This is a genomic window from Rhodococcus sp. MSC1_016 (assembly GCF_023667485.2).
GTDB lineage: Bacteria > Actinomycetota > Actinomycetes > Mycobacteriales > Mycobacteriaceae > Rhodococcus_F > Rhodococcus_F oxybenzonivorans.
In genome coordinates this window covers 6,592,063-6,609,216 of sequence record NZ_JAMOZI020000001.1, presented here as the reverse complement: position 1 = coordinate 6,609,216, position 17,154 = coordinate 6,592,063, and the positions used below count along the sequence as shown (strand labels likewise).

10 protein-coding genes and 2 pseudogenes are annotated in these 17,154 nt (G+C 66.5%); 7 read left to right on the top strand and 5 right to left on the bottom strand.

The window, feature by feature from the left end; all coding sequences use genetic code 11:
- Positions 1-253: 253 nt before the first annotated feature.
- From L1080_RS30920 to gabT, 5 genes are read right to left on the bottom strand one after another with little or no spacing between them, the layout of a single operon-like run.
- Positions 254-1,063 carry a gamma-glutamyl-gamma-aminobutyrate hydrolase family protein gene (locus tag L1080_RS30920; protein WP_250769775.1) on the bottom strand — a complete coding sequence of 270 codons (810 nt, stop codon included), beginning with the start codon at positions 1,061-1,063 and terminating at the stop codon, positions 254-256.
- Positions 1,060-2,184, bottom strand: coding sequence for a CaiB/BaiF CoA transferase family protein (locus L1080_RS30915; protein WP_250769780.1), 1,125 nt, complete (start codon positions 2,182-2,184; stop codon positions 1,060-1,062). Before L1080_RS30915 ends, L1080_RS30920 begins: the two co-directional genes overlap by 4 nt.
- Positions 2,181-3,647, bottom strand: coding sequence for an aldehyde dehydrogenase family protein (locus tag L1080_RS30910; protein ID WP_250769783.1), 1,467 nt, complete (start codon positions 3,645-3,647; stop codon positions 2,181-2,183). The genes L1080_RS30915 and L1080_RS30910 overlap by 4 nt, the downstream gene beginning before the upstream one ends.
- Before the next feature lie 50 nt (positions 3,648-3,697).
- A complete protein-coding gene (locus L1080_RS30905) occupies positions 3,698-4,891 on the bottom strand; it encodes an acyl-CoA dehydrogenase family protein (protein ID WP_250769787.1) in 1,194 nt (397 codons plus the stop codon).
- Between the two features lie 30 nt (positions 4,892-4,921).
- Positions 4,922-6,280 carry a 4-aminobutyrate--2-oxoglutarate transaminase gene (gene gabT, locus L1080_RS30900; RefSeq protein ID WP_250769791.1) on the bottom strand — a complete coding sequence of 453 codons (1,359 nt, stop codon included), beginning with the start codon at positions 6,278-6,280 and terminating at the stop codon, positions 4,922-4,924.
- Between the two features lie 166 nt (positions 6,281-6,446).
- On the opposite strand from gabT, the gene L1080_RS30895 reads away from it, so the two are divergent.
- The 7 genes and pseudogenes from L1080_RS30895 to L1080_RS30865 all read left to right on the top strand — a co-directional run bounded on the left by L1080_RS30895 (position 6,447) and on the right by L1080_RS30865 (position 17,025).
- The gene (locus L1080_RS30895) at positions 6,447-9,644 is read left to right on the top strand and encodes an NAD-glutamate dehydrogenase domain-containing protein (protein WP_250769794.1); all 3,198 of its coding nucleotides are present in this window, start codon (positions 6,447-6,449) and stop codon (positions 9,642-9,644) included.
- On the top strand, positions 9,641-10,753 hold the full coding sequence (locus L1080_RS30890; protein ID WP_250769797.1) for an isocitrate/isopropylmalate dehydrogenase family protein: 1,113 nt from the start codon (positions 9,641-9,643) through the stop codon (positions 10,751-10,753). Before L1080_RS30895 ends, L1080_RS30890 begins: the two co-directional genes overlap by 4 nt.
- Positions 10,754-10,875: 122 nt before the next feature.
- Positions 10,876-11,319, top strand: a pseudogene (locus L1080_RS30885) (3-hydroxyacyl-CoA dehydrogenase family protein); the annotation flags it as partial.
- 85 nt (positions 11,320-11,404) lie between these two features.
- Positions 11,405-11,692 (top strand): 3-hydroxyacyl-CoA dehydrogenase family protein, encoded by a 288-nt coding sequence (locus L1080_RS30880; protein ID WP_308202126.1) that lies wholly within the window; start codon positions 11,405-11,407, stop codon positions 11,690-11,692.
- A 101-nt stretch (positions 11,693-11,793) separates the two neighbouring features.
- Positions 11,794-12,798 (top strand): LacI family DNA-binding transcriptional regulator, encoded by a 1,005-nt coding sequence (locus tag L1080_RS30875; RefSeq protein WP_250769800.1) that lies wholly within the window; start codon positions 11,794-11,796, stop codon positions 12,796-12,798.
- 134 nt (positions 12,799-12,932) lie between these two features.
- Positions 12,933-13,304 carry a WhiB family transcriptional regulator gene (locus tag L1080_RS30870; protein ID WP_250770100.1) on the top strand — a complete coding sequence of 124 codons (372 nt, stop codon included), beginning with the start codon at positions 12,933-12,935 and terminating at the stop codon, positions 13,302-13,304.
- Between the two features lie 175 nt (positions 13,305-13,479).
- Positions 13,480-17,025: pseudogene (locus L1080_RS30865) on the top strand (protein kinase domain-containing protein).
- The last annotated feature ends 129 nt before the right edge of the window (positions 17,026-17,154 follow it).

Genomic DNA, 17,154 nt, shown 5'->3' with positions numbered 1-17,154 from the left:
GCGGGGTGGGCGCCCCGGGGCCTCGGACACCGGCCGTGGCGACCCCGCGAGGTAGAGACAGCTGTCCCCCACTGCGATGGCGGACAGCGAGGCGCGGCGAAACCGTCAGCCCGGCAGATTCTTCGGTCCAGGTGTCGAGTGAGCCGAATCGCAGCAAATGCGCTTGCAGTCGAATGGTGCGCACGAGTGAAGCCGGGCGCGCTGATCGAGCGTCGCCCGGCCTCAACCAGGGATCCAGTTGAGCTGGACTTCTTTACACCGCGGATTCGGCGCGATTTCCGCGTTTCGCTTCTGCGTGCGCCGTTGAACGCTCGACGAACGCGCGGAACAGGGCCGTGCGGTCCTCGGCAGACCCGTCTGTGTCCTCGGGGTGCCATTGCACACCCACGATCCATTTGCTCTCGTGTTCGACGGCCTCGACGACACCGTCGAGGCCCCGGGCGGTCACCCGCAGTCCCTCGCCGACCAGGCCGACCGCTTGGTGGTGGCCGTTGCGGACGATCACCTGGGATCGGGACAGAATCTGTTCGAGTCGAGAGCCTTCGGCGACGATCACCGGGTCGTCGAGGAACATCGGTTCCCCGTCCCCACCCCGGTGCGGGTTGTCCTCCCCCAGGTCCGGGATCAGCGTTCCCCCGCAGGCGAGGTTGATCATCTGGGAGCCGCGGCAGATGCCGAACATCGGCGCCTCGAGCTTGAGTCCGAGGTCGATCGCCGACAGGGTGCGCTCGTCGGTGCCGCGGTCGACGCCGTAGAGGTTGTCGACGTACTCGGTGTGCCCGTAGAGGGTGGGATCGACGTCTCCCCCACCGAGAAGCATCACCCCGTCGGTCTTTTCGTCGATGGAGAAGGGTGCGTCGCGGGAGACGTCGAGGACGTCGACCCGAGCACCGAGCTCCACCAGAGTGGTCAACGCGGACCTGGTGAATCGCACGATGAGGTCGCGGGTCTCAGCCGTCAGGCCGGGAAAGTTCAGGGGCACCACGACGGTGATCAGTGGGCCGCTCCCCTGCTGCGCCCCGCCGGGGAGCACATCGGTGATCGTGACCGGTTCGATGTTCACGGGCGAACCTCCTGACTGTTTCCCAGACGTGGTGGAGCACTGCGGTATTGCACGGGCGTGCGCGAGAGGGTGATCGGGTTGGCGACCTGGGGGGTGCTGCTGCCGGGGACGTCGACGACGGTGTCGAGGCCGAGTTGCTTGGCGAAGTCGAACGCTTCGGCGATGTCGTTGATCGGCCCGGCGGGAACTCCCAGGGTGCTCAGGGTATGGAACCAGTGGTCGGCGCCGTGGGCCGCGAAGCGGGCGCTGAGGAGATCGAACAGTTGCGCTCGGTGGGCCACACGTGCGGTGTTGGTTTCGAATCTCTCGTCGGTTGCCAGTTCCGGGAGACTGAGTGCGGCACAGAGCTGGGTGAACTGTTTGTCGTTTCCGACGGCGAGCGCGATCGGGCGGTCGGCGGTCGGGAAGACCTCGTACGGGGCGATGCTGGGATGCCGGTTGCCCAGAATCGTGGGGATCTTGTCGGCACCGAGGTAGCCGGACGCCTGGTTGACCAGTGACGACAGCAGCACCGAGAGCAGGTTAGTGTCGACGCGCTGGCCTTCGCCGGTCGCGGTGCGGTGATGCAGGGCGGCGAGGATGCCGGTTGAGGCATGCAGCCCGGTGAGCACGTCGACCAGTGCCACCCCGACCTTGGTCGGTGCCCCAGGTTCGGGACCGGTCATGCTCATCAGGCCGCCGACGGCCTGGACCAGCAGGTCGTAGCCGGACAGTGCGGCGCCGCCCTGGTTGCCGAACCCGGTGATCGAGCAATAGATCAGATCCGGTTTGACCTCTCGCAGGTCCTCGTAGCCGAGGCCGAGCCGCTCCATCGTCCCGGCCCGGAAGTTCTCGACGACGACGTCGGCGCGGCGGACCAGATCGCGGGCGCGGGCGCGGTCGTCATCGTTGCCCAGGTCCAGCACCAGCGAGGTCTTGTTGCGGTTGACCGAGTTGAAGTAGGTGGCGTTGCCTTCGTGGTCGAAGGGCGGACCCCACGCTCGGGTGTCATCGCCGGTACCCGGGCGTTCGATCTTGATGATCTCGGCACCGAGGTCACCGAGGAGCATCGTGGCGTAGGGGCCTGCGAGGACCCGGCTGAAGTCGGCGACGACGATGCCGTCGAGTGCGCCGGGGCTCATATCGTCGCCTGCCCGCCGCGCAGGTACACCGTGGTGGTGTGGGTGAAGAACTCCCGCGCCGAGCGGCCCTGCTCCTTCGGACCGTATCCGCTCTTCTTCGCGCCGCCGAACGGGACGTGGGGGTCCGCGCCGGCGGATTCGGAGTTGATGTGCAAGATGCCGACATCGATGTCGTCGATGGCCTCGAGGGCGCGGGTGAGGTCCTGGGTGAAGATGGCGGCGGAGAGACCGAATTCGCTGTCGTTCGCCAGGCCGAAGGCGTCCTCGACGGTGCGTACTCGCCGGACCGCCAGGACGGGGCCGAACAGTTCCTCGCGCCAGACATCGGGGGTGTCCGAGGATAGCTCGAGGATGGTCGGGGGGACGAAATACCCTGTTGCCAACTCGCCGTCGGAGTAGTCGTGGCCGCCGGCGATGCGCCGCGACCCCTGCTCGATGGCACGCCCGATTCCGGCCCGGATCGAGGTCCGGGCGGCGGCGTTGACCACCGGTCCCATTTCGGTGCCGTCCTGCACGGGGTTTCCGACGTTCATCGCGTCGGCGCGTTTGCCGAGTTCGGCGAGGAAGTCCTCGGCGATGTCGTCGGTGACGATCAGCCGGGAGGTGGCGGTGCACTTCTGCCCGGTCGAGCGGAAGGCCCCGAACATCACCTGTTCGGCGGCCAGCTCGAGGTCGGCATCACCGAGGACGACGGCGGCGTTCTTGCCGCCCATCTCCGCCTGCACGGGGACCCCGCGGGCGGCGCCGGCCGCGGCGATCTTGCGGCCGACCCCGGTGGAGCCGGTGAACGTGATCGCGTCGATGCCGGGGTGTTCGACGATGCCGTTTCCGACAGCGCCGTTGCCGATCACCAGGTTCAGCACACCAGCTGGCAGGCCAGCGTCGGTGAGGGCTTGAGCCAGGCGCATCGCCAGCAGCGGCACGGTGCTGGCCGGTTTCCAGACCACGGTGTTGCCGTAGGTCAGGGCCGGGGCGATCTTCCACGCCGGGATGGCGATCGGGAAGTTGAAGGGGGTGATCACACCGACCACGCCGATGGGTTTGCGGGTGACCAGGATGCGTTCACCTCGTCGCGGCGAGGAGAAGACCTCGCCTGTGTCGCGGTCGGCGTCGTTGCCGTAGTAGCGCAGGATCTGGGCTGCGCGCAGTACCTCGCCGATGCCTTCGGGCTTGGTTTTTCCTTCTTCGCGGGCGAGTTCGGTGCCCCAGTCCTGGGCTGCGTTCTCCACGATGCCCGCGGCACGGACGAGGATCGCGCCCCGCTCGTGCGCGGGGGTGCGCGCCCACTCTCGCTTGACTCGTTGCGCCGCCGCGACGGCGCCGTCGAGCTCAGCGGTCTCGGCCAGTCGTCCCTGGGCGATGACGACGTTCGGATCGGCCGGACTGGTGCTGGCGATGGTGTCGCCGGCGCCGTCGAGCCACTGTCCGTCGACGAGATGGCGCAGTTGCGCGGGTGTGGTCATGTCGATTTCACCTCTGGTGCGGGATTGGTTTGCGAGAGTGGGCGGGCCGGTCAGCGGAAGGCTGCTTGCCCGGTGAGGGCCTTGCCGATCGAGAGCAGGTGCATCTCGCTGGTGCCCTCGTAGGTGAGGACAGACTCGAGGTTGTTGGCGTGCCGCAGCGGCGGGTATTCGAGGGTGATGCCGCTGCCGCCGAGCACCGTGCGGCACTCGCGGGCGATGGCGAGGGACTCGCGGACGTTGTTGAGCTTGCCGAGGCTGATCTGCTCCGGCAGTACCCCACCGTCGTCCTTCATCCGGCCGAGATGCAGGGCCAGCAGCAGGCCCTTGCCGAGCTCGAGGGTCATGTTCGCGAACTTCTCCTGGGTGAGCTGGAAACTCGAGAGCGGCTTGTCGAACACCTCGCGGGAGCCGGCGTAGTCGATCGCGGCTTCGAGGCTGTCCCGGGCCGCGCCCAGGGCCCCGAACACGATGCCGAAGCGGGCCTCGTTCAGGCACGACAGCGGTGCGCTCAGGCCGCGGGCCTCGGGCAACTGTGCGGACTCGGGGAGCCGCACGTTGTCGAGCACGAGTTCGGAGGTCACCGAGGCGCGCAGCGACAGCTTCTTGTGGATGTTGTTGGCGGTGAATCCCTTGGTGTCGGTCGGCACCAGGAATCCGCGGACACCCTCATCGGTCTGCGCCCAGATCGTGGCGACGTCCGCGAGGCCGCCGTTGGTGATCCACATCTTGGTGCCGTTGAGCACCCAGTCGCCGCCGTCGCGGCGGGCCCGGGTGCGCATGCCGGCGGGGTTGGAGCCGAAGTCGGGCTCGGTCAGGCCGAAGCACCCGATCGCCTCACCGGCGGCCAGTCGCGGCAGCCACTCCTGCTTCTGCTCTTCCGAGCCGTAGCGGTGAATCGAGAACATCGACAGCGAGCCCTGTACCGAGACGAAGCTGCGGAAGCCACTGTCCCCGGCTTCGAGTTCGAGGCAGGCCAGACCGTAGCTGACGGCATTGGTTCCGGCGCAGCCGTATCCGCCCAGGTGCATGCCCAGCACACCGAGCTGCCCGAACTCCTTGGCCAGTTCCTTCGGAAGCGTGGCAGATTCGAACCAGTCTTCGACATTCGGCTTCAGACGGGTGTCGACGAATTTGCGGACGGTAGCTGCGATGTCGCGTTCGTCCTCATCGAGGAGGTGGTCGATGCCGAACAGCTCGAGGGGGCGCAGCGGGCCGGTCTTCCGGGGCGCGGTCAGGGTGGTCATGAGGATGGTCGTCCTTTTCGACGTGAGGTATTACAGAGCGGCGAACGCTTCGCGGAGGACCGAGAAGCCTTCTACGAGGAGTTCGTCCGAGATCGACAGCGGCGGCAGGAACCGCAGGACGTTGCCGAAGGTGCCCGCGGTCAGGGTGAGCAGTCCGTGGGCGAGGCAGTACCGGTTGATCGCGGCGACGGCCTCGCGGTTGGGGGTCTTGGTGCCGGGCTGGACGAGTTCGATCGCCACCATGGCGCCGCGGCCGCGGATGTCTCCGATGATGTCGGTGGTGGCGGCGATGGCGCGCAGTTCGCGGAACATGATCTCGCCGATGGTCTGTGCCCGCTCGAGCAGGTGGTCTTCCTCGATGGTCTCGAAGACGCCGAGCGCGGCTTCGCAGGCGGCGGGGTTGCCACTGTAGGTGCCGCCGATCCCGCCGGCGTGCGCGGTGTCCATGATGTCGGCGCGACCGGTGACCGCTGCGAGCGGCATCCCGCCGGCCAGGCCCTTCGCGGTCACGATCAGGTCGGGCACGATGCCCTCGTGCTCAGAGGCGAACCAGGTCCCGGTGCGGGCGATGCCGGCCTGCACCTCGTCCGCGACGAACAGGATCCCGCGGTCGCGGCAGAAGTCGGCGATGCGCCGCAGGAACCCCTCGGCCGGGACGATGAATCCGCCCTCACCCTGGATCGGTTCGACCACGACGCAGGCCACCGCGTCGGCGCCGATCTGGGAATCGACGAGCATCTCGAACTGGGTGAACGCCTCGTCGGCCGCGTTCTCGGTGCCGCTCGGCCACCGGTACGGGTAGGCCATCGGTGCGCGGTACACCTCGGGGGCGAAGGGGCCGAATGTGCTCTTGTACGGCTGGTTCTTCGCCGTCATGGTCATCGTCATCAGGGTGCGCCCGTGGAACGCGTGATCGAAGGTGACCACCGCGGGCCGGCCGGTGGCCGCCCGCGCGTACTTGACGGCGTTCTCCACCGCCTCGCTGCCGGTGTTGAACAGGGCGGTGCGCTTCTCATGCTCGCCGGGGGTGAGCCGGTTGAGCGCCTCGGCGACCGCGATGTACGGCTCGTACGGGGTGGCCAGGAAACAGGTATGCGTGTATTTCGCCAGCTGCCGGATTGCGCGCTCGACCACCCGCGGTGCGGCGTTGCCGACGGTGGTCACCGCGATGCCGCTACCGAAGTCGATGAACGAGTTACCGTCGACGTCGACGAGGACTCCGCCGCCGGCGGCTGCGGTGTAGATGCTCGCGCCGCTGGTCAACCCCGCCGGGAGGGCGGAGGATCGGCGGGCGGCGAGTTCCTGGGACCGGGGTCCGGGTACCTCGGTGACGATTCGGCGTACCTGCTCGAGTTGCGGTCCGCCGACGGGTGTGTGCACAGCAGTCATGTCGTGTCCTCCAGTCGGGTTACCCAGGACTGTAGGAGCGACACCACCACGACGAACATGGCCCAGCCGTACATCTCGGAAGGACAAATTGTCCCATCGGGCTAACTCGGATTGGGCGTCGTCCCCCGCACACTTGCAGCATCGACCGAGTTGGAAGGAAGCTGCAATGGGCAACGGCGCCTCAACCGCAGATCAACTGACCACACCGCTGGCTGTGGACGTCAATGAAGCGATCGGACGGCTGCTGCTCACCAGCAGCGACCGCTCCGACACACCGCGAATGGTCTTTCTGTCCGACCTCGCTCGCGATGCCGCCGTCGAAGCGGTGATCCTCTGGCCCGGGACGACACCGCTACTCGCCGACGTCGCCACGGTGTTCGAGCACTTCGGGCTGCGTGTCGCCGACCGGGACACGCTACCGCTTCCCGAGGATCTGTCCGGCAGTGCGGTGTTGCACAAGTTCACCTTCCAGGCTCCGCAGGTGTGGCGCAGCCGGTCGCTGATCCTGGTGTCGGAGGCGTTCGAAGCGCATGCGCTGCACGGGTTCGAGATCGACGACTACGCGAAACTGATCGTCACGGCCGGGCTGTCGTGGCGCGACATCGTGCTCGTCCGTGCGGCCAGCCGATTCGTCCGCCAGGCCGGACTCGGATTGTCCGAGAGCTATGTCATCGACACCTTGCTGCGGCACACCGCGTTCGCCGAATCGCTCGTGCGGTACTTCGCGGCACGGTTCGATCCCGAGCTCGGCGACCGGGATGCGGTGATCGTCGATGCTGTTGCCGCCGTGCACGAACACCTCGATGCGGCAACGACCTTGGACGAAGACCGGATCATGCGGTCGCTGGAGTCGTTCGTCACCGCGTGCCTGCGCACCAACCGATACCAACTCGATAGCACCGGTACACCGAAGCCGTATAACTCGTTCAAACTCGACTCAAGCAAACTCGCCCTCACCGGCCCCGTTGTTCCTTACCGGGAGATCTACGTCTACGCCGACGACGTCGAGGGCATTCATCTGCGCAGCGGGGCCGTCGCGCGGGGTGGGCTTCGGTTCTCCGACCGCCCCGAGGATTACCGCACCGAAGTTCTGGGGCTGATGAAGACCCAGACAGTGAAGAACTCCCCCATCGTCCCGGTCGGCGCAAAAGGGGCCTTCGTTCGCAAGAACCCGGATATCAGCCCCGCAGAGGCGTATACGACGTTCATCCGGGGCCTGTTGGATGTCACCGACAACATCGTCGACGGTCGCACCGTCGCCCCGGAACGCACCGTCACCTACGACGGCCCCGACACCTACCTCGTGGTGGCCGCCGACAAAGGAACCGCGTCGTTCTCCGATCTGGCGAATAATATAGCCCTCGACGCCGGGTACTGGCTCGGTGACGCGTTCGCCTCCGGAGGGTCGAGCGGATACGACCACAAGGCGATGGGCATCACCGCCCGCGGCGCATGGGTCTCGGTGCGCCGGCACTTCGACGAGATCGGCATAGATGTCGACACCGATCCCCTCTCTGTCGTCGGTATCGGCGACATGTCCGGTGACGTGTTCGGCAACGGGATGCTGTTGTCCGAGTCTCTCGAGCTGGTCGCAGCGTTCGACCATCGACACATCTTCATCGACCCCGACCCGGATCCGGCACGCTCGTTCGCCGAACGCCAGCGCCTGTTCACCCTCCCCGGAACCACCTGGGATCACTACGACCGCAGCGCCCTGTCGGCCGGTGCTGGCATCTGGCCACGCACCGCCAAAAGGATCCTACTCTCGCCCCAGGCGCAGGAATTGCTCAATCTGCAGCAGAATCTGATCTCGCCGAACGATCTGATCAAGGCAATCCTGACCGCCCAAGTGGACCTGCTGTGGAACGGCGGCATCGGCACCTATGTCAAAGCGTCTACCGAAACCCATGCCGACGCCGCCGATCCGGTCAACGATTCGGTGCGTGTGGATGCCACCCAGCTGCGGTCCTCGGTGATCGGGGAGGGCGGCAACCTCGGACTCACCCAGCGGGCGCGCATCGAATACGCGCTCGGCGGCGGCCGGATCAATGCCGACTTCATCGACAACGCCGCCGGTGTCGCCACCTCAGATCTCGAGGTCAATCTCAAGATCGCGCTCGATGTCGCCGTCCACAGCGGACGGATCAACCAATCCGAACGCAACGCCCTGCTGGCGTCCTCCCGCCCGGATGTCGCCGATGCAGTGCTCTGCAACAGCGAAAGTCAGACGCTCGCAATCAGTCTCGCCGCCTCACAAGCCCCGCAACTGTTGAACCGTCACGAGCGTCTCATCGACAACCTCGAGCACAACAACGGCATCAACCGGGCCACCGAGGTGCTGCCGACGAAGAAGGAGTTGGTGTCGCGGACCCAGGCCGGGCTCGGGCTCACCCGCCCCGAGATCGCCATCCTGCTCGCCCAGTCGAAGAACGTGGTGCAACAGGACCTGCTCACTTCGTCCGTTCCCGACGAACCGGTCTTGGCGTCCGCCCTGTCGGCGTACTTCCCTACCCGGATCCGGGAACAGCTCCCCGAGGAGATCCGTGACCACCGGTTGGCGCGGGAGATCGTGGCGACGAAGATCGCCGACGACCTGATCAACCATGTCGGCCCCGGCCTGATCTACCAGCTCGACGAACGTCTCGGCGTCAAAACGCCGGCCGTCGCCCGGGCCTACGCCGTGGTCCGTGCCGTGTTCGACGTCGACGAGCTCTGGACGGACGCCGAACAACGCACCGACGTCACCGCAGTCGAGCGTTGGAATCTTCTGCACACCCTTCAGCACTTCATCGAGCACACCGCCTCGTGGATTCTGCGCCGCCGGCCCGCACCACTGGACGTCGAGACCGAGATCGCCCGGTACCGTCCCAGCGTTCGCGAGTTGGTCGCCGGTCGTCCCCGTCCGACCACGATCACCGAGACCACCGAGCGGTTACGGTTCCTCGGCGAGGTCTTCGACCTGATCGAGACCGCCCAGCATCGCGGCCGCCCCGTCGAGACGGCCGCGGCCATTCACACACGGTCGGATTCCGAACTCGGACTGACCTGGTTGACCCGCCGCCTCGACGATCACGTCACCACGAATTGGTGGGATGCGATGGCCGCCGCGACCGTGCGTGACGATTTGGCCGAGCGGCATCATGAGCTGGTCGGGGCAATCCTCGATCTCGACAGCGGCGGCGAGGACCAGATCCGTGTGTGGCAGGACCGCACCGCGGACGCCATCAGCCGTTTCACCCGCATGATCGCCGAACTCCGCCGGGACGGCGTGGTGGACGTCTCCCGGGCCTGCACCGCCAGTGCCGAGCTGAAGCTGCTGGTCCGAAGCACCGGTTCCGGCGGAGCCGAGGACACCGCCGCATGAGCGAGCCCCTTCAGCTACGCATCGGTGTTCTGCCCGGAGATGGGATCGGACCCGAGGTCGTGCCTGCCGCTGTGAGCGTCATCGACGCGGCAGTGGCGGCGCACCCCGAGGTGGCGCTTACCTGGCAGCGGTTGCCGATCGGGCACGAGGCCATCGCCGCATATGGGGAACCGATGCCCCCGGCGACACTGTCCGCCCTCGACGACCTGGATGCATGGATCCTCGGTCCGCACGACAGCGCCTCCTACCCGCAACCGTGGTGCGATCAGCTCACCCCAGGTGGCACCATCCGCAAACGGTTCGACATGTTCGCCAACATCCGCCCGGCTCGTGCCCTGACCGGAACCACCGCGGTCTCACCGACGATGGACCTGGTCGTGGTGCGCGAGAACACCGAGGGCTTCTACGCCGACCGGAATATGCACGCCGGGTCCGGCGAGTTCATGCCCACCCCAGATGTTGCGATGGCGGTCGGTGTCGTCACCCGCCGCGCGTGTGAGCGGATCGCCCACGAGGCCTTCCGCATTGCCCGCAGCCGCTGCGGATCTGTGACCATCGCCCACAAGGCCAACGTGCTGTCGATGACCACAGGTCTGTTCCGCGACGTCTGTCTCGAGGTCGCAGAGCAGTATCCCGAGGTTGCCGTCGACCATCACCACATCGACGCGCTCGCCGCCCACCTCGTCCGGCGCGCAGACAGTTTCGATGTCATCGTTGCCGAGAACATGTTCGGCGACATCCTGTCCGACCTGACCGGGGAACTGGCCGGCTCGATCGGAATCGCACCGTCACTGAACTCGTCGGAAACGAAGGCCATGGCCCAAGCCGCGCATGGCGCCGCACCCGATATCGCCGGGCTCGGCATCGCGAACCCGATCGCGGCGATCCTGTCCTCGGCGATGCTGCTGCGCTGGCTGGGCATCAAAGATGACCGTCCCGTCTGCGCCAAGATTGCGTCAACGATCGAGGATGCTGTCGAAAACGTCACCGCACAGGGAACTTTCACCGCTGATCTCGGTGGTGGCGCATCCACCGCAACCTTCGTCGATGCCGTCATCGCCACGATCACACGGTCCGAGAGCCGTGGTCGATCAATCATTGATCCATAACGGCTTCACTCACCACACCGTGCATTCCACAGAAAGGCTCACCCGTGACCATCGCGGAAACTCTGCCCGTCGACGACCCCACCGCCGGCTTCGAACGCGTCGCGGTGATCGGATGCGGAATCATGGGGTCCGGTATCGCCCAGGTCATGGCCACCACCGGGGCCGCGGTCACCGTGTGCGAGCTGGCCCCGGAGGCACTCGCGCACGGGAAATCGCGGGTGATCGCCGGTCTCGAACGCAGCGCAGCCAAGCGTGTGCTGGATCCTGCAGCGCACGAAAGGCCGTGCACTCGCTGTCCTGGACCACCGCTCTCGCCGATCTCACCGACTGCGATCTCGTCATCGAAGCTGTCGCGGAGATCGGAGAGGTCAAGGGACCTGTTCCGTCGGCTCGACGCGTTGCCGTTCGCTGACGGTGTCGTGTTCGCGACGAACACGTCGTCGGTTCCTGTCATCAAGCTCGCCACCGTGACATCACGACCCGAACGTGTGATCGGCTTGCACTTCTTCAACCCCGTTCCGGTCATGGACCTGGTCGAGATCATCCCATCGCTATTGACCAGCGATGACGTGCTCACCCGGGTGCGGGAGTTCGTCGACGTCAGCCTGGGTAAGACTGCGGTGACGGGCGCAGGACAAGGCCGGGTTCATCGTGAACGCCCTACTGATCCCCTACGTGCTCGATGCAATCCGGATGGTCGAATCCGGTGCTGCGACAGCAGTCGATGTCGACAACGCCATGCGCCTGGGATGCGCCCACCCGATGGGCCCGCTCGCCCTGGCGGATCTGATCGGACTCGACACCGTCGCGTCCATCGCCGAATCACTGCACCAAGAATTCGGAAAGCAGGACCAACTTCCCCCGGCACTGCTGCGTCGAATGGTCGACGCCGGCCTTCGGGGCCGGAAGACCGGTCGAGGGTTCCACCAGTACGCATAGCGGATTCCGACCAAGGACCACTCCACGCCATCGGTCTCCGAGACGTGCCGCATTACGCGCTCGGCCCCCGATGCGCTCGACAAGGATGAAAGCACGAAGTGGTGAACAGTTCGGACCGCGCCTGCCGCACCTCGTCGCGGCCGCCGACGCTACGCCAGGTCGCCGACCGGGCAGAGGTGCACCCGTCGACCGCGTCGCGGGTGCTGCGGCGGGCGCGTCCCCTCGACGAATCACCCACATCGGATCGTGTGCGCAGGGCCGCAGCCGAACTGGGATATCGAACGCACCTCGCAGCCGCGAGCTTGCGCACCCAACGAACGATGAGCCTCGGAGTCGTCCTATCTCGTCTGGTCGAACCGGTGCTCGACATCTTCGAGGGAATCGAGACCGCGGCCACCGCTGCGGGGTACTCCTTGCTGGTTGCAGCGCCCACCGACGATATCGCCGCACAGCGACGTTCGCTCGACCTGCTCTCCCGCGGGAACGTCGACGGTGTTCTCATATGCCGGCCCGAGGCATGCAACTCGATAGAGATCGCTGGGGCGCTGCTCCAGGACATCGCACCAGTTGTCCAACTCGGCAGCTCCACACTGCCGGGTGTACTAAGTGTCTGTGACGACCACGTCCTCGCCGGCCAACTCGTAGGACGTCATCTGCGCGAGCGCGGCTTCGTCGACATCGCAATCATCGGATCCGGGGCCGAACCCCCCACCACACTCGGTCTCCTCGACGGGTTTCGCGCGGCGCTGCCAGCCGCTCGGATTTCTCACTGGCACTGCCACACCAGAGGCGTCGACGACCAGCTCACTGACCGGCTGGCCACCAATCCACGACCCGGCGCAATCCTCGTGACCGAATTCGACCATGTCCTACCGGCGATCACCGCGACCCAACGTCACAACCTCCGCATTCCCGAAGACCTCGCGATCATCAGCTATGGAGACTCCGCGCTGTTCCCCTGCCTGCCGACTCCGCTCACCAGCATCCGACCAGCAACGCACGCGATCGGCGAAGCGGGAGTCGCTCTGCTCCTGAAGGGAATTGCAGGGCATCGCATGGTCTCCACTGACCTACCAGTCGACCTCATCCACCGCCGGTCGACCTGACACAGATGCTTCACCACACCACGCACCCCCGCTGCCGATATCTCTCCGAATCGGTGCCCACACCGCCGTGTTAGAGATGAGAAGGAGTCCCCGTGAGAGAGGCACCGTCCTCGACCCACTCCCGCGTCGAGTCCTTGACCCACAACCCGGCCTGGGCCGCCTCCGCCGCCTGCCGAGAAGCCGATGCCTCGATGTTCTTCGCCCCCGAGGGGGAACGCGAAGCGGCCCGGCAACGCCGCCAGACCCAGGCGCAGGCCATCTGCCAAGACTGCCCCGTGCTCGCGCTGTGCCGCGATTACGCCCTGGCGACCGATGAGCCGTACGGGATCTGGGGCGGCATGACCGAACTCGACCGCCGACGCCACAATCGCCGCCGCGGGCGCGGCGGTCATCGCCTTTCGCGCGTCGGCAAACCGAGATCACAACCTGTGCCGCACTGGGCTTCCGGCAACGTACGGGATCACCTGATCCAGCCGGGCACCCTACAGTCGTGTCCGACAACGTAGTGCCGTAGTCGGGGTCGTCATGCCGGTCCGCCGGTGTGGCCGAGGAACGCGAACTGGGAACGAGATTCTGCGCGGCCCCATCCTTTTCCCGTCACCAGGTCGCGACCAGCGGAAATAGCGTTTGCTCATTGCCGACACCGCCCCTCGGCGTGGCATTTATGACGGGTTCCACGGCATGCCCGGGCTCGGGACCTGGCGGACTATCCTGGGTGAAGCGTGTCAGAGGTGGGGCAGGCTCGTGGCGGACGACCCTTGGGCCACGCAGCGCGAGCCGGACATCGTGGTCGAGTTGGCCGCGGCCGGCTTCGACGAAGCCGTGGAGATCGGACGCGGGGGTTTCGGGGTCGTCTACCGCTGCCTGCAGGACGAACCTCCACCGCACCGTCGCCGTCAAGGTCCTCACCTCTGATCTCGACCCTGAGAACCTGGCCCGCTCGTGCGAGAGCAACGGGCGATGGGCCGCATGTCCGGCCACCCGAACATCGTCGACCTCTATCAGGTCGGGGTCACGGGCCGGGGCCGTCCCTACCTGGTTATGCCCTATCACGCCCACGGTTCCCTCGATGCACGGATCCGCCGGAGTGGCCCGGTCGGCTGGGCGCAGGCCCTGCGACTCGGTATCAAGATCGCAGGGGCCCTCGAGACCGCCCACTGCGTCGGCACCCTGCACCGCGACGTCAAACCCGCGAACATCCTGCTGACCGACTACGACGAACCGCAGCTCACCGACTTCGGTATCGCGCGGATCGCCGGCGGCTTCGAGACGACCACGGGAGCGATCACGGGTTCACCGGCGTTCACCGCCCCTGAGGTGCTCGAGGGACGGCCGCCGACGGTCGCCTCGGACGTCTACAGTCTCGGGTCGACGTTGTTCTGTGCGCTCACCGGCCACGCCGCGTTCGAGCGGCACAGCGGTGAGCAGGTTGTCGCCCAGTTCCTGCGGATCTCGAGACAACAGGTCCCTGACCTGCGTGAGAGCGGTATCCCCGACGACGTGTGCGCCGCGGTGGAACGTCCATGTCCCGCCCCGTGGAGAAGCGCCCGGCCGGCGCCGCCGAACTCGGGAACGAGCTTCGTGAAGTGGAACGACGCCACGGCCTCACCATCGACGACCTGCACATTCCCGCTGTTCGCGTCGGCGATAACATCGCCTCGGAATTGGGGACGACCGAGGCCGCACCGTCGCGATCGTCGCCTGCGGTGCCGCGCGGAGATGTCAGGCAATCCCCGCCCACTCCACCGGCCCCGATGACCAAGTTCCGCCCACCCACGACGACCCGGCAGCTGGTGCGCCGCGATCGGCTCCTCGCCGTGCTGAGGGCTGGCGCCGAGCGCCGGTTGATCCTGGTCCACGCACCCGCGGGATTCGGGAAGAGCAGTCTGCTCACGCAGTGGCGCGACGAGTTGGTCGCCGCCGGGATCGCCATGGCCTGGTTGACGGTCGATCGGGATGACGACAACGCGGTGTGGTTCCTCTCGCACCTCGTGGAGGCGATCCGTCGAGTACGACCGGACGTGGTCGGTGACCTCGGACAGGCCCTCGAGGAGCAGGGGCAGGCGGTCGAGCGGTTCGTGCTGACCTCGCTGATCAACCGGGTCCACGACAGTGGTGACCCGCTCGTCGTCGTCATCGACGACTGGCATCAGGTGACCGCCGCCGAGCCGATTGCTGCGATGGAGTTCCTCCTCGACAACGGCTGTCATCATTTGCGGATGGTGGTGTCCACCCGTAGCTGGTCGAACCTTCCGTTGAGCCGGCTGCGTGTACGTGGCGAGTTATGCGAGATAGGCCCCCAGGACTTGAGTTTCGACTTCCCCGAGTCGCGGCGATTCTTCGGTGACCCGGGGCCGATTACGCTGTCCGATTCCGAGGTGGAGGATCTGCAGGCGTCGACGGACGGCTGGGTCGCGGCGCTGCAGCTGGCGTCGTTGTCGCTGCGGGATGCCGGCGACGCGGCGAGTCTGCTCGAACAATTCCGGGAAGGCGACGCCACCTTGGCTGAGTACCTCGCCGAGAACTTCCTCGATTCCCTCGAACCGGACCTACTCGGTTTCGTACTCGCTACCGCCGTCCCGGACAGGGTGTGCGGCGATCTGGCGTCGACGCTGGCCGATGTCCCAGACGGCGCGGCGCGGCTCGAGCAGGTTGTCGCCCGCGATCTGTTCCTGGAGCGCACCCGGCGACGACCGCCACTGGTACCGCTATCACAATCTGTTCGCACAGGTGCTCAGGCAACGTGCTCGAACGCGATCAACCCGGCCGGATCGCACAGTTGCATCACACAGCGGCCGCATGGTTCCAGAAACGCCGCATGCTCGGTGAAGCCCTCGACCACCTTCTCGCCGCCGGTGACCGGCAAGGAGCGCTGGAGATGCTCGAGCATGACGACCTGTACCTGCTCGATCGGTCGCAGATGTCGACACTGCTCGGTCTGATCGCGAAGCTGTCGGCGGACCTGGTGCCGTCGAGTCCGCGGCTGCAACTCGCGATCGGGTGGGCCACACCGAGCTGCAGCGTATCGATGTTGCGGTCGAGGCCCGGCGTCATGCGCTCGAGCCGCTCGACCTTCTCGATCTCCCCGCTGACGTGCCTTCGCGGATGCGGGTGGAAGCCGATGTCCTACAAGCCGACATCGACGCCACTACCGACCGGGTCGCAGCGATTACGGAGTTGGTCGACGAATGCCTGACCAACCCCGCCAAGCAGCATCCGTTCGTGGTGTCGATGGCCGCACTCCTGGCCACGGTCGCCGACACCTACGAGTTCCGCTTCCGCAATGCCTATCGCAGACAGACGTTGGGCCGCTCCGTACCACAGCAAGACCATGGGACCGTATACCGTGGCCTATGGGTACTGTTTCGCCGGTCTGGCGAAGGCCGAGCAACTCGATTTCGCAGGGGCCACGGAGTTGTATCGCAGGGAATTTCAGCTCGTCCGCGAAGCCGGCAACACCCAGTCTCAACACGCCCGGGTCACCCGGGCTCTGCTCGCCGAAATGCTGTACCAGCAAAACCGAATCGACGAGGCCGACGAGTTGCTCAGCGAAACGTTCGACCCTGCAGCGCTCGGTGGAGCACCGGATTTCATGATTCGTCACTATTGTCTCCGGGCGCGAATTCTGTTTGCCCGCGGCGACCACGACGGCTCAGCGAACGAGCTCGACGCAGGTATTCGGACCGCAGACAGATTCTCGCTTCCGCGGCTGCGTGCGGCCGTCGACAACGAACGAATCCGGCTCGGTCTATTACCCCGCCACGGATTCGTCGCAGTCACACGCGCGGCGCGTCCGGCACCAGTCGATGGAATCGAACAAATCGCCGCACAACTAGAGGACGAGACGGCAATCCTGTTGCAGCTTCGCACGGGCGATCCCGCATCGCTCGAGCTCGCCGGCGACTGGGCAACGGCGTGGGTGCATACGCTCGACGGAACCGGCCGTGAACTGGCGCGGCTACACGCCATGAGACTGCTGGTGTCGTGTCTGCGGGCCGCCGGCCGCCGGCCGCCGGCCGCCCCGCCGACGCCGAGGCAGCGCTGCTTCCCGTCGCGGCGCAGTGCGCCAGGCACGAGATGATCCGATTTCTGGTGGACGGTGAACCAGACGTCCTCGCCGCCGCCACTTCCCTGCGGACACATCTGGCCGAGCGGAGCGGGCCACCCGGCGGGTGTCCCGACCTGCCGAACACCTTCCTCGACACCGTGCTTGCCGCCGCTGGCTGACCTTCACGCGGTGCGGAAAACGCCGGACTCGCTACGCCCTGCCACACCGAGTCGGCGACGGCTTGCGACCGACCCATTCCCTGCAGGCCAGATGTCACCCCCGCCTGACCGCGGCCGCTCCTCCCAGTT

Coding starts and splice junctions, on each gene's coding strand:
- L1080_RS30915 (WP_250769780.1), bottom strand. CDS start 2,184: ATGAGCCCCGGCGCACTCGACGGCATCGTCGTCGCCGACTTCAGCCGG.
- L1080_RS30910 (WP_250769783.1), bottom strand. CDS start 3,647: ATGACCACACCCGCGCAACTGCGCCATCTCGTCGACGGACAGTGGCTC.
- L1080_RS30905 (WP_250769787.1), bottom strand. CDS start 4,891: ATGACCACCCTGACCGCGCCCCGGAAGACCGGCCCGCTGCGCCCCCTC.
- gabT (WP_250769791.1), bottom strand. CDS start 6,280: ATGACTGCTGTGCACACACCCGTCGGCGGACCGCAACTCGAGCAGGTA.
- L1080_RS30895 (WP_250769794.1), top strand. CDS start 6,447: ATGGGCAACGGCGCCTCAACCGCAGATCAACTGACCACACCGCTGGCT.
- L1080_RS30890 (WP_250769797.1), top strand. CDS start 9,641: ATGAGCGAGCCCCTTCAGCTACGCATCGGTGTTCTGCCCGGAGATGGG.